Consider the following 25106-nt stretch of genomic DNA (forward strand, 5'->3'; position numbering starts at 1 on the left):
CGCGGATCTGGGCCGAGCTCCTGGGTGTCGAGCGCATCGGGCGCAACGACCACTTCTTCGAACTGGGCGGCCACTCGCTCTTGGCCGTGCAGATGCTCAGTCGCGCATTAAAGCTTGGGCTGAGTTTTAGCGCTATCGACCTCTTCCGAGCCCCAGTTCTGAAGGAGCTTGCATCGAAGATTCGTTTGCAGGTGCAGCCCAGTAACACGGCGGTGATTCCCGTTCGACCGACCGGATCGCAGCCACCTCTGTTCTTTGTCCCGACAGGTTTTGGGGATTGTTCGTATGTCCTCGGTTTGGCAGCGGAAATGGATGCAGACTGCTCGGTCTACGCTCTGCCATGGCCCCCTTTCGATGACGTTCGTCCACCGACTATTGAGGCAATAGCCGCAAAGGTGATTCTTGCAATTAAACAGATCCAGCCATGTGGCCCATACCGCTTTGCTGGATACTCATCAGGTGCAATCCTGGCTTATGCAATTGCCGAGCAGTTACTGAGTGTTGATGAAGTTGTATCATTCATGGCGTTCATCGATGTTAGTCTAGCTGCGGCTTCTTCAAAGGGATCACTGAAGAATTTGGCACGAGAATTTGTCTTGGATCGTTGTGGAATCTTGCGCGATGAGTATCACGAGGTTTTGGAACGCGACACCGAACAATGTTCCATCTCTGAGTTGTTCGAAAAGGCGCAGCAAATAGGAGCGTTAGCTCCAGATCACGATCTTCACAGTGACGTTTCGATGTATCAAAGGGCCGCGACATTTCACCGCGCGCTACAAGCGTATCGCGTTCCGCCGCTCGCGATTGAAATACATCAGTTCTATGCGAGTGAGCCTCTCATCACTCGTTGGGTACCACCTGACAAACAACCCAGTAGCGGCTTGCCAAACCAGGGGTGGGACCGGGTCGTGAATGCTGGGGCTATTCGTGCCGTACCGATTCCAGGCGACCACGCGACAATGGTGAGCAATCCAGAAAACCGCCGAGTTCTGGCTCGAGCCATTTCAACAGCCTTGATCGGCACTGTTGAATAGACCGAGAGAACTTTCTCCGAAAGCTGAGGGTTCGAAGGTTCTCGCGCGCGACGCCGAGGCGGTGTGCCGCCATTACCTGTCGAACGGGCCGCGCCAGGGCCGCTACTGGACAGTGGGCGACGCCCGCAATACGCCCGGCCGCTCGATGTTCGTCCGGCTCAGCGGACCGGAATCCGGTCCTGGCGCCGCCGGGCAAGGCATCGGCTTTTTCTGCGGGCTGCTGTTCACGCTCGCCGTTTTCGCACTGCCCTTCTTCGTTGGCCTGACGATCGGCGCCTGGGCCTTCCACACCGGCGCCGGCGCGCTCGGCGGAATCGCAGCAGGGCTCGTGGCGGGCGGTGCAACCATTGGCATTGGCCAACTCGCGCTCGCCTTCGTGCCATGGACTTGGCTTCGGCTCCTGATCAACCTCCTCTATGTCGCGCCCGCTACGGCCGCCGGTTACAGCGCCATGCACGGAATTGCCCAGATGGCGATGTCTTCACCCGCGTGGCAGACGGATTTCGCGGTCGTCGGGCTGTTGCCGTTAGCATCACGGCCTTGATTAGCTTCACCGGGATGACCTTAGACGAACCAGCAAAACAACGCGTGTGCGGATGGCGACGCGTCGGAAGACCTTGAGCCTGCAGAAGCTGGGCTCGATGATATTTCGGCCTTTGTAGGCCCGTTTGTTGAAGCGATGGATGACGATGCGGATAGAACTGTTGGGATTACGGGTTTGGCGCCGCGACTAACGATCTCGGCGCGAAAGCCGTCCCCATCATAGCCCTTGTCGGCGATGAGTGCGCGCATGGGTGGGGCGAGGGCCAGAACATCGGGTGCAGCAGTGATATCGGCATCCTGGCTCGGGGGCAGATGAAGGACGACCGGCCGGCAGCGTGGATCGCTCAGTGCATGGATTCTTGTCGTGCACCACTGCGCGAGCGGGCCGATCCCCTAATTGTGCTCCCTCCGTTTCCGCCGGAAGCACAACGATGAGCTTTGATCGAGGTCGAGTCGAGCGACGCACCATCGTCTGCGCTCGCCCAACGATTGAAGCGATTGTAGACGGTCGTGTAGGGCCATATTCACGCGGACAATCGCGTCCTCGATTGCAGCGTGTGAACGATGCCGCTGATGATGCGCCGATCGTCGTCCCGCTCCAACCCCGTCAGTAGATGAGGTTCGATGCGCGCCCATTGCTTGTCATTCAGCCAAGAACAGACCCTCACGCATTCTCTCGCCCCGAATCAACCACACAGGCCAGAGAATCACGTGATGCTAATCAGGTACAGACCCTAGTATGTTCATGAACAACTACTAAATGGCGGCGGGCAACATGGTAAGTTCATCCTGCCCTACAGCCACGATCTTATCAACCGAAAACCCGTTGAATCGCGCCATATCCGTATAGGCGCCCACATTCTGGAATTCAATCCAATCGCCTTCGCTCAAATCGCGTGGCAGTGAATACGAGAATCCAAGCCTGTCCATGCTGTCGCAAGTTGGGCCAAAGATGATGAAGTCTTGCCACTCCTCAGTCTGGATCGGCTGTCCCCCACGCCAAGCGCGGGCGGGGAGCAGAAAACATTGTCGGGCAGGTGAGAGCCCGCTGTAGATGCCCGCGCCGCAGTAGAGCGCCTCGCCTTTTCTTAAGATCACGCGGCAAAACAAAGAGATGCTATCGTGAACTAGTGCTCGTCCGGGCTCACACAACAGTTCAACACGCTTTAGTGCATCCGTTCCGCGCACCAGTTTCGTGATCTCGGAGAGCATGCGCAAGGGAGAGTGATAGGGGAAGTTCAGATAATGGCCGGGAAAGCCGCCACCAATATCGAGCGCTGTGGGGGTCGGAGAAACAGCTTCCATAATGTCGACGGCCGCGCGAATGCCATGCAGATAGGGATCGACAACGATCGTTTGGGAACCTGGGTGAAAGGACAACCCTGTGGTCCAGCGCGATTGCGCGTTGACGAGATCCAGCAGACGGCTCGCTTCGGCGGGCGAGGCACCAAACTTGCCGTTTAAGTCTATGATGGCGCACGTCGCGCTACACTTGAACCGGACGTAGATTCGTATTTCCGGATCATGCAACGGCAAGGCTTCGAGGAGTTTCCGTAGCTCGGCTTCGCAATCAATGACATAGTCGCGAACTCCCAGATCGCGGAACGTCCGTTCGATATCGCGACGAGATTTTACGGGATTCATGAACCATGAACGGGCCCCTGGAATAGTGGAATGGACAAGGTGGGCTTCGGCCAGCGACGCCACGTCGAACCCGGCCACTCCGGCGCGAGAGACCGCGTGAAGAATTTTGGGCAACGGATTTGCCTTCACCGCATACAGCACGCGTCCCGAGAAATGCTCAGCAAATTCGCGCGTGACGGATGCAAGACGCCTCTCATTGAGCGTATAGAAGGCGTCAACTTCCGCACTTTCCAATGACCTCACCAAGCTCATATTGGACCATTCCTATGGCGGCAGACGCGGAGTAGCCGACGCCGTTGTTCCCTGCTGCGAGAGCAATGACCATGCCAGCGTTCCTCGCGCATTAAACCGCCTGGTTACGCTTTGAAACAGTTCGCCATGCCCCACGGCGCGCGATGTCTTAGATCTTACAGCTTTTGTACACGGCTGTGAAAAACCAGACAAAGATCGCAGGGCCGACGCATCCGGATCGTGCACGGCCTTAATCTCTGTGAAATTTCGCGAGCAGATCCAGCAGGTTCCGCAATGGCTGTAGAATTGGAGTGTCCCACGATGCTCCAAGCAGAATTGTCGCAGTCTACGACGCGTCATGATCCTACTCAAAGCGGCTGCACAAGAGGCTCTTGAATCGGCGTGCTTCTCGCGCCAAAAACGAAAAACGCGGCATGAAGGCCGGGGCTCCCGTGATGCCACGGCGTACATCCGGCCGCGACGCGACAACCAGGCGACAGTTAGCACGTGGTTTCCGAAGAAAATGTGACCTTCGCGTCGTCGTTCTTGAATGTCGGCCCATTTCAATGCTTGTACGACCATCCCGTCGGGCATTTTATTTCCTCTGTCCATGACCTGCGACCGCGCGAGACAACGGATCCCTTCAAGCTACTATTCGCGTGGAGACTTGCGACTGGATCGTTGATTGATTTAGATATGAAATTGTTTTTTCTTTTTGGAGCAAATGACGTGACGTTAGGGACTGTTAAGTGGTTCAACCCGACGAAAGGCTATGGATTCATCGCGCCAGATGACAGTGGCAAAGATGTTTTCGTGCACATCTCTGCGGTAGAGAAGGCCGGCTATACCTCGCTTGTTGAAGGCGCGAAGGTCAGCTACGAGCTGGTGACGAACCGCAGCGGCAAACAAGCCGCAGAAAATCTCCGCCTAGGATGAGGCGGAGCTCGAGGTCCTGGCTGTCTTCGAGCTAGTCCGAATCTCGTGCTTTTAAGACATTTGGAAGATATCCAGTTGGCGCTCGAGGGGCGGCCAAAGTCGAGCGGGCTGAATCCAAACGTGCGGTCGCCTCGGTTAGGTTGGCCCACGCTTGCTCCTGCCGCGAGACAGCTGCCAAGCCGAATGCTATTCTTAAGACACCGCGGGTCTTGGCTGCGCAAGGCGCGTCCCAATTCAGGCAGTATCGATGGTCAGCGCTCGATGCGCGGAACGTTCTTTTCCGCTCCAGGCCGTCGACCACGGCGAGAGCCCGAATGCCAAGCGAGGACCGTCGCCGAGATTAAGTTACCGGACGCGTACGGTGCCGCACGACTTGGTAGTGGCGCGCCACCAGCCTGCGCTTGCGTTCGGTCTCCGCGTCAGGCGTCCAGATCTGCGGTAGGTATCCCGCCGCCTGCAGACTGGCGAGCGTGCCAGCATCGATGTTATCGGTCTTGACGTGAGCCTGGGCGATCGCCTTCACCTGCAACGGATTGGCGATAATGACCCGCGCACGAATGGCGTCAGCACTCGCGAGACTGCCATGCTGTTGCCGGTTGCTTCGAGCACCACCTCATCAACGGCCAGCAGGGTCTTGCCAAATCCCTCCAGCGCAGTCCGCGTCATATCAATGCGACCCGCATGTCGAAGCCTGCCGTTCTCCAAAAACCACCTCCCCGAAGATTCGGTGGACATCAATGCCAATTAACCGTCGCATTCGCCTCTCCTCTGCCAGACACATGACGGGAGCTGCGGGCGACACGACAACTACGGATTTGCGCTCGCGGCGGCGGCCAGCTACTAACTCGAGCTCTCGGCTCATCGTGTGCATCGGCCTGCCCGCACTTCGTGCTCCCGGTGCCTTTGTCGCGATGGTCGCACCATACGCCACGATGTAGAACACCGCAGCGGAACGTTGGCACCAAGACATCTCATACCGGTTACCAATCCCATTGAAAGCACCTTCGCTACCGTGCGCCACCGCACGATCCGATCGAAGGGTTGCCTGTCCAACAGGACGGCGCTCGCGATGGTCTTCAAACTGCTTGAGGCCGCGCAGAAAAGCTGGCGTCGTCTCGATGGCCACAACCAGTTGCCAAAACTCGTTATCGGTGTGACATTCAACGATGGGATCGAGATCATCCCCAAACCGACTGACCGTCAGCCCACAACCGCCGCCGCCTGACGGGCCTGGCCGTCACCAAAATTTGGCGATAGCTCGGAACGAAGGAATGCCGAAAGCCGGGTGAGTGCGACCGGCAGGTCCCGTTCGAGCACGACATCCTCAAGACACAGCACGGCGGACCGGAGACCAGGTACGCGCTTGGCGCCGAGCAACGCATCGGCCAGATCCTCGCGGGTGCAGGGCATACACAAGGAGGCGCCAAGGGAGGGCGGAAACCCGGCTCATGCGTCGTCGCCCAGGCTACGAATAATTGCGACCGCGCGATACTGCGATTCCCCGCCCAGCGTGTCGACCGGAATGGCATGCGCGGCGGCGAGATGGAGCAAGTGCCCCACATCGGCGTCCTCGAAATCGCGAACCAGCAGCCGTTCCGGCACCCGCCGCAGCAGGGCGCGCGTCGCTTCGGCTATGCCGGGCTTGATCCGGTTGCGGTCACGCGTTCCGCTTTCCGCCAGCAACTGCTGCATCATCGCCTCGCATTCCTGTTTCAGCGCTGCTCGGCGGGCGTCGTGCCCGTCTACTGGTTGCGGTATCGCCGCAGCGGCCAACGGCGCGATCGTGTCCACGAAGGCACGTGAGAGATCAGCACCGGCATATTGCGGGTAGGTGACACAGGCGTGGAAATCGCCCGGCCCCACCAACGCGGCGTTGAGGATCGAGCGACTGACCAGGCCCGAAACGATGCCGTTCAGCAAGCCCGAGGCGATCAGATAATCATCCGCCGTCGCGGCGATGTCTGCCTGTCCTGCAGGGTCAGCAATCACGGCTAAGTCCGGTGTGAAGCCGAATGGCGCCTTGGCCAGGGCCGCGCGAAGTTCGCCGGCAATCGCGCCCTTGCCGGTCCAGCCATCGACAAACACCGCGTCGCGCGGATCGTGCCGGCCGGCGATATGCGCGAGCGCGGCGCGGTCGACACCCCGATCGCGGATAATGCTGATTGAATAATGGGCTGCGCGATGTCCGTGCGCCCGCAAGGTCCGCGCGAGCAAGACGCCGATCGGCGTCCCCGCACGCGCCAGCGAGACGATTACCAGCTCGCGCCCCGGCCTGCGTGCGGCGAGCTGCGCAGCGAGGGTGGCGACATCCTGCGCCAGGCGGGCACTGTTCCGCGCAAGCGCGGCGTGATAGAGGGATAGATAGCTGTCGTCCGGCACCCTCTCCGGCGCGATCATCTCCGAATAGTGGTGGCGGCCGGACTGGATCGCCGCTTCCTTTTCGGCGACGGAAGTCGGGGCCATTACCACTGGCTTGAGCAGGAAGGTGACGTCGGCTGGGTCGTAGCTGCCCGAGAACGGGGGCGAGACCTCAGTCCGCATGGAACATGCCGCCGGCCAGCTGCGAACGGGTGGGCATCATGGCGAAATCGCAAAGGCCCATGAAGGGCGCATCGGTGCGGCTGTCGCCGATGCCGATCACCGGCGCATCAGGGAAGCGTGCGCGGAGGCCCGGTAGGATATATGCCACCGCATGGGCCTTGCCGAGATAGGGTGGCGTCAGCGCCACGTTGTTGCCGTTGCGGTGGTCCGTCCAGCCCTTGGGCAAGGACGGCACGGCAGCGTCGACCACCGCAAAAAGTGCCGCGGCATTTGCATCTTCATGCTTGGCCACGGTGTAGAGCGGCAGCGCGTCCTCGACCAGCACACGGGCGTTGACCGCGATGCCGCGGTCGCGCGCCCTGCGCCTGATCGCCTCCGCCAGGCCAGCAAGCTGCGACGCGAAGGGCGCGGCGCGGTCGGCGATCGTCGCAGCCCAGTCCATGTCGACCTGACCGCTGTCATCCAGCACGACGCCGCCATGCGCGCACACCGCTGCGCGGAATGGAATGCGCGCCCGCCGCAATGCGTCCAGGCTGCGGGCGGTGACGGGGACGAAATGCGTCGTATCGGCCAGCCATTCCAGGAACTGCATCTGCCGCGGGGTCGCATAGCTCAGCGGCGATCCGTCGCGCGCGAAGCCCAGCGGCGTCAACCGGTCGGCCGGCAAATCGGGCGGGCATTTGCGCAGCGTCTGGAACAGCGTGTCGTCCAGATCGACCAGGGCGATGGCACGCGTCATGCCGTCCAGCCGATCAGTTCGGCACGGAGAGCGGCAATCAGCCCGGGGTCGATTGTCGCCGCGCCGGTCTCATGCGCGATCCAGTTCGCGCGTCCATCGGCCCGGTCCGCATTGTAGAGGTAATTGGGCACGCCCGTTCCATAATTGTCGGCAAAGCGGAGCTTGGTCGCCATCGCGGCACCGCGGAGTGCGGGGCTTCGGCTGGTCGCCTGCACGACGACATCATGCCCTTCTTCTACGAGGCGTTCCGCCAGCAGGAAGGGGGGATAGGTGAACTCGCCGGTTCCGATGATCCGCAGTGGGCCGAGGATCTCGGGCACAGCGGTATCTGGTTCGCACACGATGGGCCGGTCGAGTCCCAGCCGACCGAAATTGCGATGCGTCGCCATGCGCCCGAGTGAAGCGGCAGCGGTATCGAACGAGCTGTTGAGCACCGTCGTCGTCTCCTGCGTCCACTCCATGCGTCCGCGCAGCAGCGCCGCGATGCACGTGGGACGCGGCATGCGTGCTTGCCACGCCTTGCCGGTCGACCAGTCGGTCAGCGTCGCTACCGCCATCGCTTCGATCCGCGGCCAGGCAGTGGCGAGCGCCTGGGCGAGGTTGCAAAGGGTCGTTCCTGTCGAGATCTCGTCGTCGACCAATACCAGTGAGCGCGGCTCCGGAAGCGCCGGCCTGTAGATCAGATGTGCGGAGGCATGGCTGTGCGGTTCTTCGAAGCGGCACAGCAACGGATGATCCAGTTGCTGTCGCGTCGAATGCAGGAAGTGGATGTCGACCCGGCCCGTTGCGAGGCGAAATTCCTCGTGCACCGTCTGGGCAAGGCACACGGCGGTCTCGGCCAGGCCGACGACGAGCACCGGCCCCGGCAGATCGTCAGGAAGCCGCGCCGCGAGATCGCGGGCGCTCTGCCGCATCATCTGCGGCGTGGCGGGCAAATAGCGCCCTAGGACGCGGGATACGACCAGGAACCCCCGCCGCGGATTTTCGCGCGCCGCAAACGCGCAAAGGCTGTCCAGCGGCCAGGCCGCCTTGTCCACGGCGATATCGAGCCGGCCCGTAGCCAACTGGATCGACTGGGTCTTGTCGGCGGCGGTCAACATTCGCAAGTGACGCGAGCGATCATGTCGCGGGCTTGGCGGACCGCGTCTGCGCGGCCAAGCAGCCGCGCTTCGTGCGCCATCTGCGGCTCAATGCCAAACGAATCGAGGAAGCTGAGCATCAAGTACGCTCCACGGTGCTTGAGCGATAGCTCGCGATCCCCACAACGGCGATTGCAGGGTTTGCTACTATGCGCGTTCTCCCCGGCAGGGATCTGGGACCTAACTAGCAATGAGTGTGCCGCCAGAGAATTTGCGCAGTGAACGCTTCAATAGAGATAGAAAGGTGTGCCTCGCCGGTGCGGGTCTGTTCTCGCCCAGCCGGCGACGCACGGTCTCGCCCGACAGGCTGTCATGATCGGTGAGCTTGATGATTGTGTCGGCCAGCAGCGTCAGCGTCCAACGTTTGCGGCCGGCGGGCGGCTTGGCGCATGCCGTCGCCAACGGCAGGGCCTCCTCCTTTCCGGTCAGCTTGCGCTCTGCGCCCGGACGCGGCTCCTCGCTCAAGGCCCGCTCCAGATTGCCTTCCACGAAGCGGCGCTTGGTCCGATAAACGGTGGAGAGGCTGACACTCACGGTCCTGGCAATCTCCTTGTCGCGGCAGCCTCCATCGGCCGCCAGGGACATGTGGTGTATCCCCCATGTCGATGGCGAATACGTCGCCCGCATGGAGGACGTGCTCGACTCTCGACCAAAAGCCGACGTCAACGCTCTTGACGGTCTTCACGCAGCGCGGATGAATGCCATGTGTCTGTCTGCTTGATCAATTGATAGGATTGGTAGGTGACTGGAAAGATTGTGCCCGCCTCTGGGAATGAATGGCTCGTCTTCTTCTGTGCGGATCATATGAGTTTGTCGCGCCGAGCCGTTTTGCCATCGTAGTCCGCCCCGCATGATCAGATTCCCTGGTGGCGGATCAAGACACTCGTATTCGAGGGACTCAGCGCTGATCGTCTCGGCCAAGAGATCAACGCTGCGCTAAAGGCGGTAGTCTATCTTCTCGTCTCTCAATTTAACCTCAGCATGCTCCCTTGTGGTCCGGATGGCTGGGCTCACGATAAACGGTTCATTACAGCGGTGCTGGACTCGAAGGACGAGCCGCCTGTAACAGAGATTTTGAACTGGGTCTGGCAGCTATGGGTTTCCGGGAGAATTCCGGATACGATTGGTGAGCACCTGTTTTGCCTTGCCCCAAGGAGCCAGAATGCGACGTGGATCGGGGTTGGTGCGGTCACCGTAACAGGCTGGATGGCGTCGTCCCCGGGTGTCGTGAAACATGGCCTCCTAAGAGATGCCCATATCGCCGCAACGTTCGACGAGATTAAGGGACCGCTCACGCTTGAACCTGTGAACTCCGAGACGGCGCTGGCGGACATCATCAAGAAGCAGCGGAACTCCCTGGTGATGCGCGTTCGCGTGCCCCGAATTGTGTCCGCCGTGGGTTATTGGCCGCCGACCGTCGAAGCCATGAACAAGGCCAAGGCGCTCGTCGATGCCGGCAAACCTGTGAGGTTTGAGGACATGGAAGGCACTAACATTATGGATGCATGGCGCTTCAAGACCGGCTGACACGGAACGAACCTGCTGTGGTTTATGCGACTTGCCGATAGCGAGTGCAATGGAGCTCGACGAATTGGGCAGAGAGCCCGTAAGGTCTCCCTCGCCGGAGGCACTCGTGCAGCGAGCTCGCTTTCATTGCATTCCAGCGTCGCTATCACTACCCCTCAGCGGGGGCCTTCTCTCCTGTCTCCGCTTCGGCCGGGCGTTTCGCGCGCTCGGTAACGATGAAGGAAAAGGTCCTGAATCATCATGTTTCCCCATCACCGGGGTCAAGTCCACCCAGGTTTCGAAGTTCCTCCAGAAATACTGTGCCGACATCGACGGCTTGCTCCGCGGCCGTCGGGTCGACATCCAGACCGGGCGCGGCCTCGTTCATGACTCTCAGTGCGTCCAGAAGCTGCGCGGCGCTGGCGGGGGCGAGGCTGCGACGATGCAGTTCGCGCAGCATGTTGCTGAGGCCGGTCGGCGGAGCAAAGCTGTGGTTGCCCATGAAGTCGCGCAGCGCCCTCTCGATCTCTATGCGCATCTTGACGACAGACGTGAGCGGAAATTCACGAGCGAACTCCTCTACAGTAGGTAGGTCTTGCTGAAGCTGGGGCGGCAGAGCAGGTGAGAGCTGATATTTCGCTACACCCATCGGCTTGCTCGCGTCGCAGAGCATATTCGACCTTCACCTCATTGCGGTCCTTACAGAGAATGATGCCGATCGTCGGCTGATCGTCCCGGTGCTGGAGTTGGTCGTCAACGGCCGAGAGATAAAAGTTCATCTTCCCTGCGAATTCGGGCTTGAAGTCTTCGATCTTCAATTCGATCACCACGAAGCAGCGTAACCGGAGATGATAAAAGAGCAGATCAAGATAGTAGTCCTGGCCGGCGACCTCGAGATGATACTGGCTGCCGACGGAGGCGAAGCCCTTACCGAGTTCGAGGATGAGCAACCGGAGGTGCTCGATCAGCCCACGTTCGAGATCGCGCTCGAGCATCTCGGGACCCAGCGATAGAAAGTCGAAAGTGTAGGGGTCTTTCAGGATCTGCTGGGCCAGCTCCGATTGCTTGGCTGGCAGGGTCCGCGAGAAATTTGTGAGCGCGCTGCCCTGGCGCGCGAACAGGTTGCTATCGATCTGATGGATGAGGACGTTGCGGCTCCATCCGTGTTCAATCGCTTGGCGGGCGTACCAAGCGCGCTCCTCGGGCGCCTTGACTGCATCAAGCAGGCGGACGTTATGGCCCCAAGGCAAAAGTGCAACAACCTGTTGCACAAATCCGCCATCCGGCCACGCCTCCGCTCAGATAAGCTCGACGATCTCCTCAGATTCGATCTCGCGCGCGAGCCGGTTGCGTCCGATCACGGGTTCGGAACAGCAGACCCGCCGCCTGCTGCTCTTCGCTCTTCATGGCCACGAACCGCATGTTTTGCGGCTTCACGAACGGTTTTACGTAGGCGGGCGGGATCAGCCGAACTTCATGGCCAAGCTGGGTCAGCTGACGAGCCCAGTGATGTGCTCCACCACATGCCTCCAGCGCCACCGTGCAACTCGGCTGCGCCCCGAAGAAATCCAGCAGCTTTCCTCGGCTGATCCGCTTGCTGAACACTCGGATTCATGCGATGGCTCCGGCTGTCGGATTGAACAGCTCGCCAGTCTTAAGCATTGTATGCATTATCACTGCCAGCTTGCTCGCCACAGCCACGGCAGCTCTGATAGCGGCGCGTCGTCAGGCCGATCCACGCACCAACAGATCGTGATTTCTTAAAGTTGTCCGGCTCCTCACGATGCAGATCCCCGGCAATCCTTCAGCGCGCAGGGAATGATAGAACCATACCGACAGCGGTCCAGTCTCGTTTGAAGCCGATTCTTTCCCGGAGCTGCAAACCCCACGTGCGCAACGTGCTTTCGCTTGAGCTGCGCGTGAGAATGACCGTCGCTGCTTCGTACAGAAGCCCTCGCAAATGACGGTCGCCGTCGGGATATATGGCCGTAATCGACTTCTCCGGATTGAGCGTTCTGAAGCTGAACGCTTGAGGTGTCCCTTGCCGGGACGTGAGCCGAGCCATGCCGCTGATGGGGTTGCACCGCTGACTCAGCAAAGTGCGTCGTCCACATTGAAGGGCTCGTCCCGCGAAGCTCCATCATGCGGCGGCTACTGTCGACCGCGAAGACAACCGTGCACCCGGCAAGCACTTCAACAAGATTATATGCTTGACCTTTCAGCAGCGATTAGACAACTCCGTCATAAACGGGATGGTGCGGGTCAGAGCGCGTTTAGGGATCAAGAGCGTCATCCTGCATCGGCGCTCGAAGTCGAGCGATAATTTCGCCTGCTCGCTTACCGTCGTTAGCGATAGTACTAAGTGCTCGCCGGGCTTCTTCCAGATCTGGCGGTTGAGTGCCCAACCAGTTTAAGGCGGCCTCTGCATTGAGAATCGCGGCTGTGAGCGCGTCGACGACAGCACTATAAGTGCGCACAACCTCTGCTGAGGTCTGCAATGGCGCTTCGCCCTTCGTCTTGCGCGGATTTCCTTTTGGTTCGCTGAACCGGCTGCGATGGACCTTGCGCCGCCTTAGGTGCAGAAGGGCGTTTGCAGCCTTGCGGATCAGATCGAGTACCAGGTCGGGCTGGGCCCGCTTGGGGGCGCGGGGGCCGTCGATCTTAAAGACAGTCGAGCGTTTTGTGACAAGACATTGAAGGGCCGGTTGCACGATGCTGGCCTTGCCGCCCAAGATGTACCAACTCGGCTTCCACTTCCAGGACATAGCGCACTCCTCTAGTGGGTCATGAGAACGCCTCGGCGCTGTCGGCCGGGGGAACCATTTCAACGGCGATGCAACGAACCAACGCCTTCCGGCTAGCTCATTGTGAGTTTGTGAATATATGCTCATATGCCACAATACCGGGCGTCAGGTCAGTTGTCCGCGCAGTTCCGGTTCAGGTGATCAAGCGGGGTTGGCGGCGCAACCATCCCTTCATTTTGAGACCGTCCCGCATGTTGAGAGCAAGAAGTGTAATATTTGTTGCGCCCGCGACGAGCTCGATCGCCTGCACAGCATAGAACGTGGCATCGAATTCTGCCGCCTGAGCCTTGGACGCAAGGAAGAGCGCAGACGGAATAAGAATCAGGATGCCGTTTCCTGCAATGAATGGCATGCGCTTGAATTTGGCCCCGATCAGTCCGGCCCGGCGCCCCTTTGCCAATATGACACCTATACCACCGGTCGCAGCGAGCGCCGGAATCAGCAACAAGAAACCCCACGGTATGGTGCTCTTAACCGTTGCAACTGTGGCATGGGACGCGAACAGCTCGCTGAGTACCGTCGAAAGCCAAAATGTGCCGATCGTTGCGATAGCCAAGGCGCCAGCGACAGGATGGATCAACTTGATCATGAGTATCTTCCCTTCCTAAAAACAGCAGGGCTAGGCAACGCAGATGCCGGGCACGGCAACTTTCTGGAACAGATGAGGGGAAGCTATCGCCGAGTCCGGATAGGTGGCGATTTTTGCTAGAAAGTCAGGATGGGTGAAGGCCGCGCGGAAGTGTGCGGTGGATTCCCAGACGGCGTAGTTCAGATAGGTCGAGCTGTCGCCGAGAGCTCTGTGCAGCTGAGTGGAAATGAAGCCCGGCTGTCGCTTCATGAACGCTGCGTCGTCCTGCCAGGCTTTGAGAAAAGCCGCCTCATCGGCTTTGTCGAGAGTGAATAAGTTCACCAGGACGACCGAATTTGCCTCGATAGCAATCTGGCGGTCGATCGGGAAGGGGTCCAGTGGGCGTAGCAACGACATGAGTGCCTCCATCGCTATTTAATATGTGATGCCTAATTGGTATTATGATTACATAACAGATTGACATCATGGTGTCAATATAAGACAATGGTGACAAATGAAAAAAGCCGAGCGAACGCCCGAGGGTGACGCCCTGACCGACCTTGTTCTCGATCTATTCAGGCTCGACAGCCTACTTCTGACGGCCGGCGACCGTCTGGTCGCCCCGCTTGGCCTAACAAGCGCACGCTGGCAGGTGCTTGGCGCCATTGTGTCCGCCGAACGTCCCCAACCGGTCGCTTGGCTCGCACGCGACCTCGGCGGCAATCGTCAAAACGTGCAGCGGATTATCAATGATCTGCACAGGGAGGGCCTCGTATCTTTTGAGGTCAACCCGCATCACCGACGGGCGCAGCTCGTCGTGCTCACTGAGAATGGACAACGCGCCTTCGAAGCCGCAATGGAATTGCAGGCTCCCTGGATCAACGATCTTTCAGAAGGGCTGTCGGTCAAGGATATACGGATTGTCCATCGCGTGATCACGGCCTTGCGAGATAAGCTTGAGGGCGCGGGCGGCTGTGCCACCAGTTTCTCGAAATAGAACGCTGCCGGGCTCGAAATACATGTCCCGGCAGCGTTTCATTCTCAAACTGAGCCCTGAAATCCCAGTTAGCGTTACCTTAGCAATGACCGTGCCAAGGTTCGTGACAGGAAACAACAAAACGGCCTCAAGCATTTTCCGGGGCTGGCTCGGACGCTTAGGCCGTATGGCCAGCGAGGAACGAGCAAGCAAAAAGACGACGACCGGCACCAATTTCTGAAGATCACTAGCCAGAACAAGGCTCGCCAGCGCGGAGACCGGCAGCCAATTGAGGCGACCTTACCGGCTCGCCCGGTCTGCTGCCTCCGGACCCCAGCTCGTCCCACGCGAGCTGGGGCATTCATTTGCGTCGATTCACAAATGTGAATCCCGAGGGGGTGATTTTTTGGGATTAAGGTGCGTTTGCCGCGACCAGATAGCGGCAGACCTCTCGGTCCCAGCTCGTTTTTCGATCCGGAAAAACCTCCAGGCGGGGGCCGGTTGGCCTACGTTGTCAGCGCCTTTCCCGGCTCCAGCAAACGCACGAAAGTCCCGCTCTCGTGTAGCTCGAACCAGCCCTTCTCAACTGCGTGCCTGATGCCGGCTCCGAACTCCGGTCCGCTGGCCTTGAGCATGTGGAGAAATGGCGCGTTGACCAGCTCGATGTAGATGCGGCCATCCTGGACCGGCTCAATGCTGGCTGCCAATTCGACAAGCTTGCGCGCGGCGCTCCAGGGCTGGCGTAAGGTCGTTCAGCAGACAGCTTCAGTTCTCAGCGATCCCCGGCCACCAAACAGAAGGTGGATTACTGGAATCTTCGTGGTCCGCAAGGCGCTTAAACGGGAGCCCCTGACTGAGCATTGCTCGCATCGCATATAGCGCTCGAGCTCGTGGATGGGCGTGATCTTGGGCGCCGAACGATATCGAGCGCTAAAGTCTGGTGGGTGTCGCAGCCGGGACACTTCACCTCAAGATAGCGATAGCCGGCATTGAGGGCGTCCCCGAGCACCGGGGAGGCTGCACAGGGAAACCAAACATGCGGGCATTCCTGACAGGCTAGGGCGTCAGCGTCCTCGCGCGCTCTTCTTCAGGATGCCGATTCCGATGATCTCGCCCGGGTATTCCGATTTGATCTCGCCCAGGATTGAACGAACCCGCTGCGCGGGAGTGGGGGCAAGCCTGCTGAACTGAGGTGTCCTGTCTGAGAGGATGTTGGTCTTCGCACCAGCCCTCTCAAGACAGGAGACCCAGATGGCTACGATGAGCCCTCTTCGGCAGCGCATGATCGAGGACATGACGGTCCGCAATCTGTCGCCGTCGACTCAGCAATCCTATATCTATGCGATCGCAAAGTTTAGCCGCCATTTCGCCTGCGCCCCGGACCGGTTGAGTTTCGAGCAGGTCCGCGCCTACCAACTGCATCTCATTGGCCAAAAGCGTTCGTGGTCCCACATTAACCAGGTAGCCTGCGCGCTGCGGTTCTTCTACGGCGTCACACTCGGGCAGACGGAGGCATTTGAGCGGATCATCGGTGGCCAGAAGCCCGACAAGCTCCCGCTCGTCCTTAGTGCCGAAGAGATCGAGCGCTTCCTGGACGCGGTTACAGGGGTGCGCAACCGCGTCGTGCTGCCGACGGCTTATGCGGCCGGCTTACGGGTTAGTGAAGTCGTCCGCCTGAAGGTGAGCTCGATCGACAGCAAGCGAATGTTGATCCACATCGAGAACGGCAAGGGTGGCAGGGATCGTTACGCGATGCTTTCTCCACGACTGCTGGAGATTTTGCGTACGTCAGGAATTTCAGCAATCTTCATTGCTGCGCGATGGACGGGTCTGGCGTCACCGCTACTCTCCCCCGAAAATTGAAGGTCTATCGCAACTTCCGCAGCCAAGGCAGGGAGCCCGGAACCACCGGTTTCGGGCTGCGCGTAGGCTTAGATGGCGCCAATCTTCACGCAGATCGCGTGAGCTACGATGAATATCGGGAGCGCTATCAGGAACCACACAATGGCGTCCGCGTCGCGATCCGGCGCAAACTCTCGATTCGGGTCCGTCTCCCGCCCGTAGGCCACTACTGAAACGGACTCGCTGGGCCGGCTACGCTTGACTGCGCGCCGCAATAGCTGTTTGACCGTTGCTTCGCGCTTTAACGTCGCATCTGTGCGTGTTTCTCGGTCGGACATCCCAAAAAGCTCCATCGCAGCGATATCTCGACTGCCTACTGTTTGTCAGGTGGCTCGGGAGTTGTTTCCGGCGCGGCGGGTTCGGCGGCGGGTGTAGTACCCCTGAGCTCCGACGGTGTGACACAATCGCCTGCCCAAAGCTTGGTCCCTCTCACCGTTCCCACGAGCTTACAACCCATCGGGGCCAGCGGCTGTTTTTGCGGCTTGGCCGCGCGGGCTTTGGGGGGCGCGGTCGCCTTCGGCGCGGCAGTTTGAGCGTAGGCAGATGCCGAAAAGCCGAGAATGGCGGTGGCGAGAATCAGCGCAGGCCTCATCATCTTCCTTCTCCCCAGATTACTATTTGGCGTCGGAGGTAACTTCGTCCTCGACTTCAGAGCTTACTCGGCGAGTCCGTCCGATCAGGCCCAAGGCGCCGAGAACAATGAAGAGGCCGCCCGCGATTATGAGCCAATGCCCAAGCCTCACCGGCTGGAGTAGCTCGGCGAGCGCGTCCATCCCTATCTCTTTTTGGGGCGGGGTTGATCGAGACGGTCTTCCCGGAATTCCGAGGGCCCTTTCACCAGCCTGCGCCTGCGAACCACCTTCTCTTCGGATGAAGTCTCCGGATCGGCCAAGCGATCGATGGTTTTTTCGGCAAGTTCTTTGGCTCGATCAGCGCTGGCGCCACCGGCCCTTGTCGCAGGCCTTGCAAATGAGAGGGCTCTGCCGAGCCCCAGCTCGACCAGGCGGCGGATGGCTTCGGAGCGGCCGGGGAGGTCTTCTTGCTTGGCCGCCCAGGCATCGACGCTTTTCCGTAATTCCGAGGACAGGCGGATAGCCGTAACCGGGTCCTGACCGGTGGCCGGCCGGCCCGGACGTTTCCGTACTACGTTTTTCATTGAGGGCTTCATAATAAGTGTAGTACGCTAATCGAGCTTTGAAAACAAGCGGCCTGCCGTCGTATTGCAGAGCGAGACATGGACACAGCCGGAGCGAGGAGACCATGGTGGAGCGTGGGCCTTGGTGAATGTCCCCCTCGACGAAGCACGGAACGCTGGAGCTGCTCCAGTACGTCACCACCAGACGCGGCTGGCACGGCGATACCTGGCACACCGGCCTGCTCGAGAAACTTGCCTCGGCCATCAACCGGTTCTTTGGAGCGTCTCGTGAAGGTAACAAGCACGAACAAGTCGGTATCAGCTCAGAGATCTGGTGGGGGACCGCGACAGAGGGCGGTGATAAGTTGGAAGGTTTTATGAACTGGGCTCCCGTCTTGAGTTGCGAAGGGAGCAGCACCCGGGGACGTGATATCCAATCTGGGATGATCCGCCCCAGACCGCTTTGTAGGCCGTCCTTTCCGCCATCAAAGCGAACTGAGCCTTCACGAGGCTAAAAACCCGTCGGTCAGCTGGCGGGTTTTCACGGGACGCAGAGTTTTGCCCGGACGTTGCCGGAGGGCAACGTCACCTCATTAAAAGGGCGCAACACTAGATGGCGCGCTGGGTGACTTTGATGACCGGCGGCGCTGGTGAAACAAATCGGCGGCGGAGCATCGACGTACAGGCGCGCACCATGTGGCGCATGCGAGCATCAGGAAGCCTCATCTTCATCGCGCTGGTCGCGGCGATCGTCTCGTCGCGCTGCTGGCGCTGGCGCGAGCGTCGGCTTGAAAGCGGTGCCGCGGCGTACTTTTGCATTTCGATGGTTGCAGGTGTCGATTGAGACGCGCAGCCCATCTGACCGCCGCGACGGGCGAGCGCGAGCAATATCGGAAATGCAAAAGCCGATCATCGGGATAGAGTTGTCGCTGACGTCAGCGACAATGTGGTCGAGCTGCTGGCGCATTGTTCGGCGGCGGCGCCGGTGGAAGAACTCGCGACTTCACGAACCGAAGGGAGGACGGCGATGACGGATCGGGAGAACTCATCGGCCTTTCAGATGCTGCCCCTGCGCGCGCGGCGCGTGTTCGCTGCGATCGAGCGGGCGATCGGCGACCGCTCGGGAAGCCGGATGTTGCGCTCGATCCATTTGGAAAGCTCTGTTCGTTTTGCCGGGATAGTACCCGTAGAGCGCGAGCGCGGACTTCCGTAATCGCTGTCATTGAGTTAAATCCCGCCGGAACAGTGGATCGGACTGGCTAAGGTCGTCGTAGGGATACAACTTTCATGAGTGACGAAACACAAGCCAATCCAAGTGCGGTTAGCGACAAGCCGCCCCGAATTTCGTTCGCGGAATTCGCCAGCGGGTCGAGAGCCTGAAGATCTTGATGAGGCGCGGACCCGGCTCGATGTCGATCAGTCCGAGATGGTCGAGCAGCTTCACCGATGGCGAGATGGACTGCCGCCCGATGTGATGATCGAAGCGGCCGGAACGTCAGCAAGCTCCCTCATCGCCTTCGCCATGCCATCGGCATTCTGTTCGGCGGTCTCCCACTCAACAGGGCGGCCCCGCTTGGCGCGACGCCGACGGCAGGGGTCGAACCTGCAACTTGCGGATTAGAGCTGGTGCAAACCAATCAAGCGGCCACCCTGCATCGTATAGCTGCCACCCGGACCTGAGCGCTCGTCAAAAAGGCTTACTCTCCCAGAGGCCTGGGATGCCCTTAACAGATTGGAACGTTGTGTCCACTTTTGTACTTAGCAGGCAGCCACAACGGAGTGGGCTGGAGGGCGGGCCGTGCAAAGTCCATTGCGGATATTGGTTGTCGAGGACGATTACCTCATTGCGGAAATGGTCCGGGAAGCGCTGGCAGAGGGAGGCTTCGAGACTGAGATAGTCGCATCCGGCCAGGAGGCGCTCGCGCTGATTGATGACGACCGAAAATACCGCGCGCTTGTTACAGATATCAATTTGCAGGACGAACTCACGGGCTGGCAGGTGGCAAAACGCGCCAGAGAATTGTTCGCCGACCTCCCTGTGGTTTACATGACCGGCGCAGCTGCAGACGAGTGGGCATCGAGTGGCGTTCCCAACAGCGTTCTTCTGACCAAGCCATTCGCGCCCGCGCAGGTCGTTACCGCTGTGTCTCAATTGCTAAACGATACGCCCCCGCCGAATGAGTAATGCCGCATGAGTTGGCGCCCTCTTTTTTAGAGCCGACGCTCACTTCCGATGTTGTGCCCTCAGCTGCCTAAGAATGATGTGCGCAGCACGTCGACTGTGCCCATCTAGTTCAGACATCGGCCTGCTCTACTATTTTTATCCGCTGAGACCCCTAACCCGTCAGGCTTCGGCGAGGTAGGGAAACCTTCCCGCGAAATCAGTATCAAGTTGGAAGCGGCTCTCACTCCCCGAAGCCCCGGCCTGCCTTGTGCGAAACTGGCTGCAGCCTGGCCCGGCAGCACGAGCGCAGTTTGGCCGGATCTGAAATGCGTCCGAAGTGGGTAGGTTTAAGCGCGAAAGCTGCCAAGGCAGGCCCGTCACCTGGAGTGTTAAGGCAGCTTCGGTCCAAACCGCTTGGTGCATAGCCGACGGCCAACCGGTCCAATCGCCGACCGCCAAAGCCAGAGGACGATTCAACCGCACGTAGCCTCGCACTGTCTGCGGCGTCGGCTCGTCGCTATTTCTTCTTCGCAGGCCCGAAATCCGGCTGCCAGGCGGCTTCCTTGCGGCTTGGCGCCGCGGCGATCACCTTGGTCTTTTCCTTCTTCGGCTTCTTGGCTTCGCGATTACCACGTTGCTGGCCCTTTGCCATGTCGACCTCCTTTAGTGGCTTAAGTTCGTCGAATTCGTCCGACTGCAGTACCCGTCCACGCGGGGTGCAGACCCTGACGTCCATGTAGCCTTCGCGCAGCAGTTTCCGTGCTAGGCGCAGTGCGACTGTCGCAGTACCGCGGCCGAGATTGGAGCTGCCGTATTCGTTGGTCCCGCTGACCAGATACGGCACCCGTGTTGCCCTAGCCATTGAGGATGGCGGCTCCGCACACGAGAAGTAAAAGAAACAAGGGAGCGATCACCGGCGGCGCGATCCATTCCGAAAGGCGAAAACGCTGCATCGAACGCTCCTGCGTAGCCTTTGGCGGGAGCACACGTGACCCTCAGTCACCGGTCGAAGCCGTTGAGAACTGCGGTGATGGCAGCGACCCTACGCCCCCGCTAAGTCTTTAGCGAGCGCTAAATGCTTCGCAGGCGACGATCGCGCCGCGACGAAGAGCTGGCTATTGTCGGGCCATGGGAGCATGGTCGACCCGGCCTCGGCCGGGCTTCACTCGCGAAGGGCAGGCGTGCATGAACTTCCGATCGCGGCGAAAACCAGTTCGGGCATTCCTTCCTCATCCGCGGCATCGAACGGCTTGCGCCCGCAGGACCGAACAGGGATGCAGGTGTCACCGGTGACTGATCACACTGTCGATCTCGACAAGCATCGCGGCATGGCCGCGCAGAAAGCGACCGATTTGCGCCGAGCGCTGGCGGAGGTCGAGAACAATCTGCGCGAGCTGCGTGAGCGCGAGGCCGACCTGGAGAACCACCTGCTGACAGTGGCTGCGGCGTCATGGCCGGAGGCCGCAGCCAAAGCGCGGTATCTTCTCAACCTCTATGCTGCAAGCCTGCCCGCCGAGGACACGCGCCACCGCGCCCTAGTGGCAGCACTGTTCGACGATTTCGTCAGGTTGTCGGGAGAGGACTGAGGTGAACGAGCGGCCGCCTTCTCCGCGACCCATGCCATGCGCGCGACTGGGAAGCGCGCCGCCGCGGGCGGTGATTTCACGCGCGATATCGCCGCACGCGATCAGCCTAACGGAGTGAGCCATGACACTAACCAGCGGCCGTTTCATCGGCCACGAATATGACCGGATGATTGTTCGGTTCTCGATGCACGATGGAGCCAAAGAGGTTCCCTGCGCGATCTCAACCTCGGCGATGGACCATCTCGAGGGCGGCCCACAAGTCAGACCCGAGCAGCGCGAAGCCCAGTTCACGCGCCTGCGGGATCGTATCGAAGCATGTGCCGCAAGCAAATATAACGCGACGGAGTTCGAAGGCACGCCACCGGGAATCGTGCTGCGAGGCATCGATTTCAGGTCGTAGAAGCGCGGGCTTTGACCTCCGGCAAGGGCGGCTTGCGCTCGAAAGGCTTCTTCTTTGGCGGCGCCGGCAGCAGTCCTTCTCTGATCGCCTGCTTGCGGGCGAGCTTGCGGGCTCGTCGAATAGCTTCAGATTTCTCGCGGGTCTTTCTCTCCGACGGCTGTTCGTAGGAGCGCCGCTGCTTCATTTCGCGGAACACGCCCTCGCGTTGCATCTTCTTTTTGAGAACACGAAGGGCCTGCTCAACATTGTTGTCTCTGACAAGTACCTGCAATTGATAGTCCTCGCTTTTGGCTGCAAATGGGGCACCTCCTGCAGGCAGCCAAATGCGCAGGAGCTTCATTGGGAGTTTGAGGATAGCGGCGGCGATATTCGTCGCGCACTCGACGTGCTGATCTGCTTGCAGCAGCGATGCAGCCTGGTGACATCAACGTGCCCACTCTCCTTGACGACTGTCAATCAAGAAAGCCCTTCATAAAGACCTGCGGACTCAATCAAATCCTCCCTGGTCGGAGAACCAGAAAGGGCCGGAGACGAAACAAAATGGCTTCCCACCTTGCAAAATCCGAAAAGTGATGTATATTAAGAGTTGTTCGATTAGCCGCTGTGCCTTGTTGAATGCGCCCGCGGGCTCCTTTTCCAAAGACATCGACGAAGTTGAAGGTCACCGTGTGATTGTCACGCGGCACGCGCTTGCGCGCTTTGGAGAAGAAAATGACGACAGGTACTGTTAAGTGGTTCAATGGCCAAAAGGGCTTCGGTTTCATTCAGCCGAACGACGGCGGTAACGATGTGTTCGTTCATATCAGCGCTGTTGAACGAGCTGGCCTTTCCGGACTCGGAGAGGGTCAGAAAGTCGCTTTCGAGATCAAGACCGATAAGATGCGAGGCAAAGTCAGCGCTGAGAATCTCTCGCTGGCTTGATATCTTAGCGCCGTTTCACGGATGTACTGAAGCGGCAGTGCGGCCCGCTCGATCGCAGGGTTGAGCGGGCATTGCGCGTTCCAATTTGGATGAGACATGACTGGCAAGAGGACGGCCGAACCTTCGCCTGATAGCATCGCGCGCGTCAACCGGCAGCGTGTGGCCAGGGAGGAGGGCGCCCTAGCTCTGGCGGATGCGAACCGCCGGGCCGTTGAAGTCCGTCTGAACATGCAGCGGCTTCGCGCGTTGCGGGAAGCCAAGCTGTTGGAGCAAGCGAGTGCGCGGACGGCCCTGCCGCCCGCAAAGAAGAAGCGCACCAAAGGGATTGCTGGATGAGGCTGCCAGCCCTATCGGCAGCGCGACGTAAGTTGCGATCTTCATCACAAGGTGGGAGGAAGGCATATGCTGAACGATTTGCGGATCGCTCCCGAACCCGACTCGCGTAACGGACATTCCGTCGCCTTTGTGCTGGCCATCGGCACAGTCCGGCAAATGTGCCGCCTTCAGACCACCTTCGTGACGCAGAATCAGGCTTTCAGCTATTTGCACAAACATCGCGAGCAATTCGAGCGCCTCGCCCGCGAGCGGTTCGCGGTGGGCCAGATCGAAGACGGCTTGATCAAGCTGACGATGTTGTAGGCGAATAGCCGGGCAACCCGGCTGGGCGCGTTGAGAGCGCGTGCGAGGCTCGCGGTTATTCATTGCGCCAGTGGTCCCCTTTACGATGAGGAACCGATGCAGGCGTCGCCTGTTGTCCCTGGTACGGAAGCGACGCGACCACCCCCACAAACCTGCAGTGCAGATGAACGCGAAATCGAAGAGCCGTAACCATCATGGTGCGCCAATGGATTTTCGGCCGACACCTTTGCTGCGGGCGGCGATCGTCAAGTGGGCGGAGCGCCAAGGAGAGAGGCTCACCTTGTCGCAGGCCATCTGTGAGCTGGTCGAAAGTGGCCTCAAGGTAAAAGGAGCGCACCCATCCGGAGACAGGCAAGAGCGGCGCGCCCGCAAGATGGCCGGCGAGACGATAGACGACATGATCAGTGCCAACATGACCGCCGACGTTAAAGCTGCGAGCAAGCGACACCTGCTTGACGGGCCTGAAGAGTTTAGCCGCGTTCGCGTTGATCGCCGAAAGGCAAGTCGATCTGCTGACCGCGGCGAGCGATAACCGAACGTGAATGGCGCCTAATGCGCCGCCGTTCAATTTGGAGTTTTGAGAGATGATGAGAGCAAGTGAGTTTGCCCGTGATCGGGTCATTCGCGAAGCCAACCAAGCATTCAAGGCCCCCGAGCCGCAGACCCCGACGACCGACTACGCAAAGGCGCAGCGGTCCTTCCAGGAAAATCGCGAGCGCTTAAAGGCGCAGCGGCTGGCGCGCGAGGCCAATGCAGGGATGAACCGACCGTAACGAGCTGTTCGGGGGCGTTTGAACCGCAGACAACGGTCTGCTTATGGTGAGCGCACTTCTCAAGCGCGCTTGCAGCACTGCAGGCGGTGAAACCGGCGAGCCGGCTTACTTTGATGTGGTTAGGCGGGGGGCCCGACCGCGACGGGTCCAAGTTCAACATATTCAGCACCGCGACCACATACGTCGAGAGCTGGCAGAGCCGATCCCCGCCCGGTGCGACGCGCACGGGGAAACTCCGCCGGATGGCCCGCGAGGATATGGAGGAGCAGCGAAAGTTGCTCAACGAGCTAAGGCCGCCTCAGTGTCGCGTTGAACCTTTCAGCGCCCTGCGCAGACACATAAGATCGGGATTTTACAGTCTCCCTCCCGGGGCTGGAAACGCCGCCGCCTGCGCTGGATTTAAGCAGGCGGCGTTTTTGCTTCTGCGATCCCCGCAAACTTCCAGTGTCCTAATCCGATTGCCGGGTGTCCTAGTTAGGACAGCACCTCAACGGTACTTCCGTATTTGCCCCCAAGTCCTAACCTTGTTCTGCGGAGTCCTAATTTGGGGTAAGGTAGCTGATGGACCGCGAAATGCTCCAGAGGCACCTAGAGCAAGCCCAGCGCCATGTTGCGCAACGCGAACGGCATATTGCGGAGCAAGAACTAAGGATCAATGACCTTGCCCGCCTAGGGCAGGACACAACCGAGGCCCACAAGCTCCTCGACAACTTTTATGCGAGCCAAGTTCAACATATCCAGCACCGGGACCGCATACTTCGAGAGTTGGCTGGGCCAGTCCCGCCGCCCGATCCAGATCGCACAGATCAAATTCGCCAGATGGTCCGCAAGGACATCGAGGAGCAGCACTAGGTCAAGCAACGCGGGCCTCTACGTCACACAATCGGGCCTCTTTCATTTCAGCCCACGTTGACTTCCGCTGCTG

The 25106-nt window shown here is 59.8% G+C and carries 31 protein-coding genes and 8 pseudogenes; 18 read left to right on the plus strand and 21 right to left on the minus strand.

The genetic code is table 11. From position 1 onward, the window contains the following. The 3 genes and pseudogenes from GGD63_RS31695 to GGD63_RS31700 form a co-directional block, all read left to right on the plus strand. The coding region (locus tag GGD63_RS31695) for a thioesterase domain-containing protein (RefSeq protein WP_246785737.1) at positions 1-1034 on the plus strand (1034 nt) is incomplete at its 5' end. Beyond that, a pseudogene (locus GGD63_RS40860) lies at positions 1027-1227 on the plus strand (DNA primase); the annotation flags it as partial. The gene GGD63_RS31695 and the pseudogene GGD63_RS40860, both read left to right, overlap by 8 nt. 27 nt (positions 1228-1254) lie before the next feature. After that, positions 1255-1655 (plus strand): annotated as a pseudogene (locus GGD63_RS31700) (hypothetical protein). Here GGD63_RS31700 and GGD63_RS31705 read toward each other — a convergent pair. Beyond that, positions 1627-2245, minus strand: a pseudogene (locus GGD63_RS31705) (transposase); the annotation flags it as partial. The pseudogenes GGD63_RS31700 and GGD63_RS31705 overlap by 29 nt on opposite strands. An 88-nt stretch (positions 2246-2333) precedes the next feature. Further along, on the minus strand, positions 2334-3473 hold the full coding sequence (locus tag GGD63_RS31710; protein ID WP_183247901.1) for an alanine racemase: 1140 nt from the start codon (positions 3471-3473) through the stop codon (positions 2334-2336). 675 nt (positions 3474-4148) lie between these two features. Between GGD63_RS31710 and GGD63_RS31715 the strand changes: the two genes are divergently transcribed. Next, positions 4149-4388 (plus strand): cold-shock protein, encoded by a 240-nt coding sequence (locus GGD63_RS31715; protein WP_183248047.1) that lies wholly within the window; start codon positions 4149-4151, stop codon positions 4386-4388. A 340-nt stretch (positions 4389-4728) separates the two neighbouring features. Here GGD63_RS31715 and GGD63_RS40350 read toward each other — a convergent pair whose 3' ends face one another. Next, entirely contained in the window at positions 4729-4911 is a 183-nt protein-coding gene (locus GGD63_RS40350) for a hypothetical protein (protein WP_312013451.1), read from the minus strand. A gap of 459 nt (positions 4912-5370) precedes the next feature. On the opposite strand from GGD63_RS40350, the pseudogene GGD63_RS31725 reads away from it, so the two are divergent. Further along, positions 5371-5613, plus strand: a pseudogene (locus GGD63_RS31725) (IS256 family transposase); the annotation flags it as partial. On the opposite strand, the pseudogene GGD63_RS41030 reads toward GGD63_RS31725, so the two are convergent. From GGD63_RS41030 to GGD63_RS31750, 6 genes and pseudogenes are all read right to left on the minus strand, one after another. Beyond that, positions 5589-5807 (minus strand): annotated as a pseudogene (locus GGD63_RS41030) (HpcH/HpaI aldolase/citrate lyase family protein); the annotation flags it as partial. The pseudogenes GGD63_RS31725 and GGD63_RS41030 sit on opposite strands and share 25 nt — an antisense overlap. A 27-nt stretch (positions 5808-5834) precedes the next feature. Further along, the gene (locus GGD63_RS31735) at positions 5835-6929 is read right to left on the minus strand and encodes a cysteine protease StiP domain-containing protein (RefSeq protein ID WP_183247905.1); all 1095 of its coding nucleotides are present in this window, start codon (positions 6927-6929) and stop codon (positions 5835-5837) included. Continuing rightward, entirely contained in the window at positions 6919-7668 is a 750-nt protein-coding gene (locus tag GGD63_RS31740) for a hypothetical protein (protein ID WP_183247907.1), read from the minus strand. Before GGD63_RS31740 ends, GGD63_RS31735 begins: the two co-directional genes overlap by 11 nt. Continuing rightward, positions 7665-8768, minus strand: coding sequence for a phosphoribosyltransferase domain-containing protein (locus GGD63_RS31745; protein ID WP_183247909.1), 1104 nt, complete (start codon positions 8766-8768; stop codon positions 7665-7667). The genes GGD63_RS31740 and GGD63_RS31745 overlap by 4 nt, the downstream gene beginning before the upstream one ends. Continuing rightward, on the minus strand, positions 8762-8887 hold the full coding sequence (locus tag GGD63_RS40655; protein ID WP_283809572.1) for a hypothetical protein: 126 nt from the start codon (positions 8885-8887) through the stop codon (positions 8762-8764). The genes GGD63_RS31745 and GGD63_RS40655 overlap by 7 nt, the downstream gene beginning before the upstream one ends. Before the next feature lie 169 nt (positions 8888-9056). Continuing rightward, positions 9057-9434, minus strand: a pseudogene (locus tag GGD63_RS31750) (helix-turn-helix domain-containing protein); the annotation flags it as partial. A 408-nt stretch (positions 9435-9842) separates the two neighbouring features. Here GGD63_RS31750 and GGD63_RS31755 point away from each other — a divergent pair. After that, a complete protein-coding gene (locus GGD63_RS31755) occupies positions 9843-10334 on the plus strand; it encodes a hypothetical protein (protein WP_183247911.1) in 492 nt (163 codons plus the stop codon). Positions 10335-10572: 238 nt separating this feature from the next. Here the strand turns inward: GGD63_RS31755 and GGD63_RS40355 are convergent, their stop codons facing one another. From GGD63_RS40355 to GGD63_RS31785, 7 genes and pseudogenes are all read right to left on the minus strand, one after another. Then, entirely contained in the window at positions 10573-10851 is a 279-nt protein-coding gene (locus GGD63_RS40355) for a hypothetical protein (RefSeq protein WP_246785739.1), read from the minus strand. A gap of 25 nt (positions 10852-10876) precedes the next feature. After that, positions 10877-11584: a PDDEXK nuclease domain-containing protein gene (locus tag GGD63_RS31760; RefSeq protein ID WP_312013452.1), complete on the minus strand. Its 708-nt coding sequence runs from the start codon at positions 11582-11584 to the stop codon at positions 10877-10879. Positions 11585-11669: 85 nt separating this feature from the next. Next, positions 11670-11924: pseudogene (locus tag GGD63_RS31765) on the minus strand (IS110 family transposase); the annotation flags it as partial. 193 nt (positions 11925-12117) lie between these two features. Continuing rightward, positions 12118-12325, minus strand: a pseudogene (locus GGD63_RS31770) (transposase); the annotation flags it as partial. 261 nt (positions 12326-12586) lie between these two features. Further along, a complete protein-coding gene (locus tag GGD63_RS31775) occupies positions 12587-13078 on the minus strand; it encodes a hypothetical protein (protein ID WP_183247913.1) in 492 nt (163 codons plus the stop codon). A gap of 172 nt (positions 13079-13250) precedes the next feature. Beyond that, positions 13251-13706, minus strand: a complete 456-nt coding sequence (locus GGD63_RS31780; RefSeq protein WP_183247915.1) for a hypothetical protein — start codon at positions 13704-13706, stop codon at positions 13251-13253. A 30-nt stretch (positions 13707-13736) separates the two neighbouring features. After that, entirely contained in the window at positions 13737-14102 is a 366-nt protein-coding gene (locus GGD63_RS31785; RefSeq protein WP_246785740.1) for an antibiotic biosynthesis monooxygenase, read from the minus strand. Positions 14103-14199: 97 nt separating this feature from the next. Here GGD63_RS31785 and GGD63_RS31790 point away from each other — a divergent pair, with 97 nt between their 5' ends. Continuing rightward, on the plus strand, positions 14200-14682 hold the full coding sequence (locus tag GGD63_RS31790) for a MarR family winged helix-turn-helix transcriptional regulator (protein ID WP_100233494.1): 483 nt from the start codon (positions 14200-14202) through the stop codon (positions 14680-14682). A gap of 485 nt (positions 14683-15167) precedes the next feature. On the opposite strand, the gene GGD63_RS31795 is transcribed toward GGD63_RS31790, so the two are convergent. Next, complete coding sequence (locus tag GGD63_RS31795; RefSeq protein WP_183247919.1) at positions 15168-15368, minus strand: hypothetical protein; 201 nt, start codon at positions 15366-15368, stop codon at positions 15168-15170. 544 nt (positions 15369-15912) lie between these two features. Here GGD63_RS31795 and GGD63_RS31800 point away from each other — a divergent pair. After that, positions 15913-16524, plus strand: coding sequence for a phage integrase N-terminal SAM-like domain-containing protein (locus GGD63_RS31800; protein ID WP_246785741.1), 612 nt, complete (start codon positions 15913-15915; stop codon positions 16522-16524). 653 nt (positions 16525-17177) lie between these two features. On the opposite strand, the gene GGD63_RS31805 is transcribed toward GGD63_RS31800, so the two are convergent. Beyond that, positions 17178-17336 (minus strand): hypothetical protein, encoded by a 159-nt coding sequence (locus GGD63_RS31805; protein ID WP_183247921.1) that lies wholly within the window; start codon positions 17334-17336, stop codon positions 17178-17180. 2 nt (positions 17337-17338) lie between these two features. Further along, positions 17339-17719, minus strand: coding sequence for a hypothetical protein (locus GGD63_RS31810; protein ID WP_183247923.1), 381 nt, complete (start codon positions 17717-17719; stop codon positions 17339-17341). 613 nt (positions 17720-18332) lie between these two features. Here GGD63_RS31810 and GGD63_RS31815 point away from each other — a divergent pair. From GGD63_RS31815 to GGD63_RS31825, 3 genes are all read left to right on the plus strand, one after another. Beyond that, positions 18333-18542, plus strand: a complete 210-nt coding sequence (locus tag GGD63_RS31815; RefSeq protein WP_210316053.1) for a hypothetical protein — start codon at positions 18333-18335, stop codon at positions 18540-18542. A 102-nt stretch (positions 18543-18644) separates the two neighbouring features. Further along, positions 18645-18911, plus strand: coding sequence for a hypothetical protein (locus GGD63_RS31820; protein WP_183247927.1), 267 nt, complete (start codon positions 18645-18647; stop codon positions 18909-18911). A 585-nt stretch (positions 18912-19496) separates the two neighbouring features. After that, positions 19497-19883 (plus strand): response regulator, encoded by a 387-nt coding sequence (locus GGD63_RS31825; protein ID WP_183247929.1) that lies wholly within the window; start codon positions 19497-19499, stop codon positions 19881-19883. A 496-nt stretch (positions 19884-20379) separates the two neighbouring features. Here the strand turns inward: GGD63_RS31825 and GGD63_RS31830 are convergent, their stop codons facing one another. After that, positions 20380-20706, minus strand: coding sequence for a hypothetical protein (locus GGD63_RS31830; protein WP_183248066.1), 327 nt, complete (start codon positions 20704-20706; stop codon positions 20380-20382). 445 nt (positions 20707-21151) lie between these two features. Here GGD63_RS31830 and GGD63_RS31835 point away from each other — a divergent pair, with 445 nt between their 5' ends. Together GGD63_RS31835 and GGD63_RS31840 are read left to right on the plus strand one after the other, a co-directional pair. Then, positions 21152-21448 carry a hypothetical protein gene (locus tag GGD63_RS31835; RefSeq protein WP_183248048.1) on the plus strand — a complete coding sequence of 99 codons (297 nt, stop codon included), beginning with the start codon at positions 21152-21154 and terminating at the stop codon, positions 21446-21448. A gap of 121 nt (positions 21449-21569) precedes the next feature. After that, the gene (locus tag GGD63_RS31840; RefSeq protein WP_183247931.1) at positions 21570-21848 is read left to right on the plus strand and encodes a DUF1488 domain-containing protein; all 279 of its coding nucleotides are present in this window, start codon (positions 21570-21572) and stop codon (positions 21846-21848) included. Here the strand turns inward: GGD63_RS31840 and rpsU are convergent. Then, complete coding sequence (rpsU, locus tag GGD63_RS31845; RefSeq protein WP_183248050.1) at positions 21838-22119, minus strand: 30S ribosomal protein S21; 282 nt, start codon at positions 22117-22119, stop codon at positions 21838-21840. The two genes, GGD63_RS31840 and rpsU, sit on opposite strands and share 11 nt — an antisense overlap. A gap of 440 nt (positions 22120-22559) precedes the next feature. Here rpsU and GGD63_RS31850 point away from each other — a divergent pair, with 440 nt between their 5' ends. The 5 genes from GGD63_RS31850 to GGD63_RS31870 all read left to right on the plus strand — a co-directional run bounded on the left by GGD63_RS31850 (position 22560) and on the right by GGD63_RS31870 (position 24181). Continuing rightward, the gene (locus GGD63_RS31850) at positions 22560-22769 is read left to right on the plus strand and encodes a cold-shock protein (RefSeq protein ID WP_080140125.1); all 210 of its coding nucleotides are present in this window, start codon (positions 22560-22562) and stop codon (positions 22767-22769) included. Between the two features lie 96 nt (positions 22770-22865). Next, on the plus strand, positions 22866-23105 hold the full coding sequence (locus GGD63_RS31855) for a transcriptional regulator (protein ID WP_183247933.1): 240 nt from the start codon (positions 22866-22868) through the stop codon (positions 23103-23105). 66 nt (positions 23106-23171) lie between these two features. Next, positions 23172-23408, plus strand: coding sequence for a hypothetical protein (locus GGD63_RS31860; RefSeq protein ID WP_183247935.1), 237 nt, complete (start codon positions 23172-23174; stop codon positions 23406-23408). 163 nt (positions 23409-23571) lie between these two features. Then, positions 23572-23940 carry a hypothetical protein gene (locus tag GGD63_RS31865; protein WP_183247937.1) on the plus strand — a complete coding sequence of 123 codons (369 nt, stop codon included), beginning with the start codon at positions 23572-23574 and terminating at the stop codon, positions 23938-23940. Positions 23941-23992: 52 nt separating this feature from the next. Beyond that, positions 23993-24181, plus strand: coding sequence for a hypothetical protein (locus GGD63_RS31870; RefSeq protein ID WP_183247939.1), 189 nt, complete (start codon positions 23993-23995; stop codon positions 24179-24181). Positions 24182-25106: the final 925 nt, after the last annotated feature.

Source organism: Bradyrhizobium sp. cir1 (assembly GCF_014198245.1).
In the GTDB taxonomy this organism is placed as follows: Bacteria; Pseudomonadota; Alphaproteobacteria; order Rhizobiales; family Xanthobacteraceae; genus Bradyrhizobium.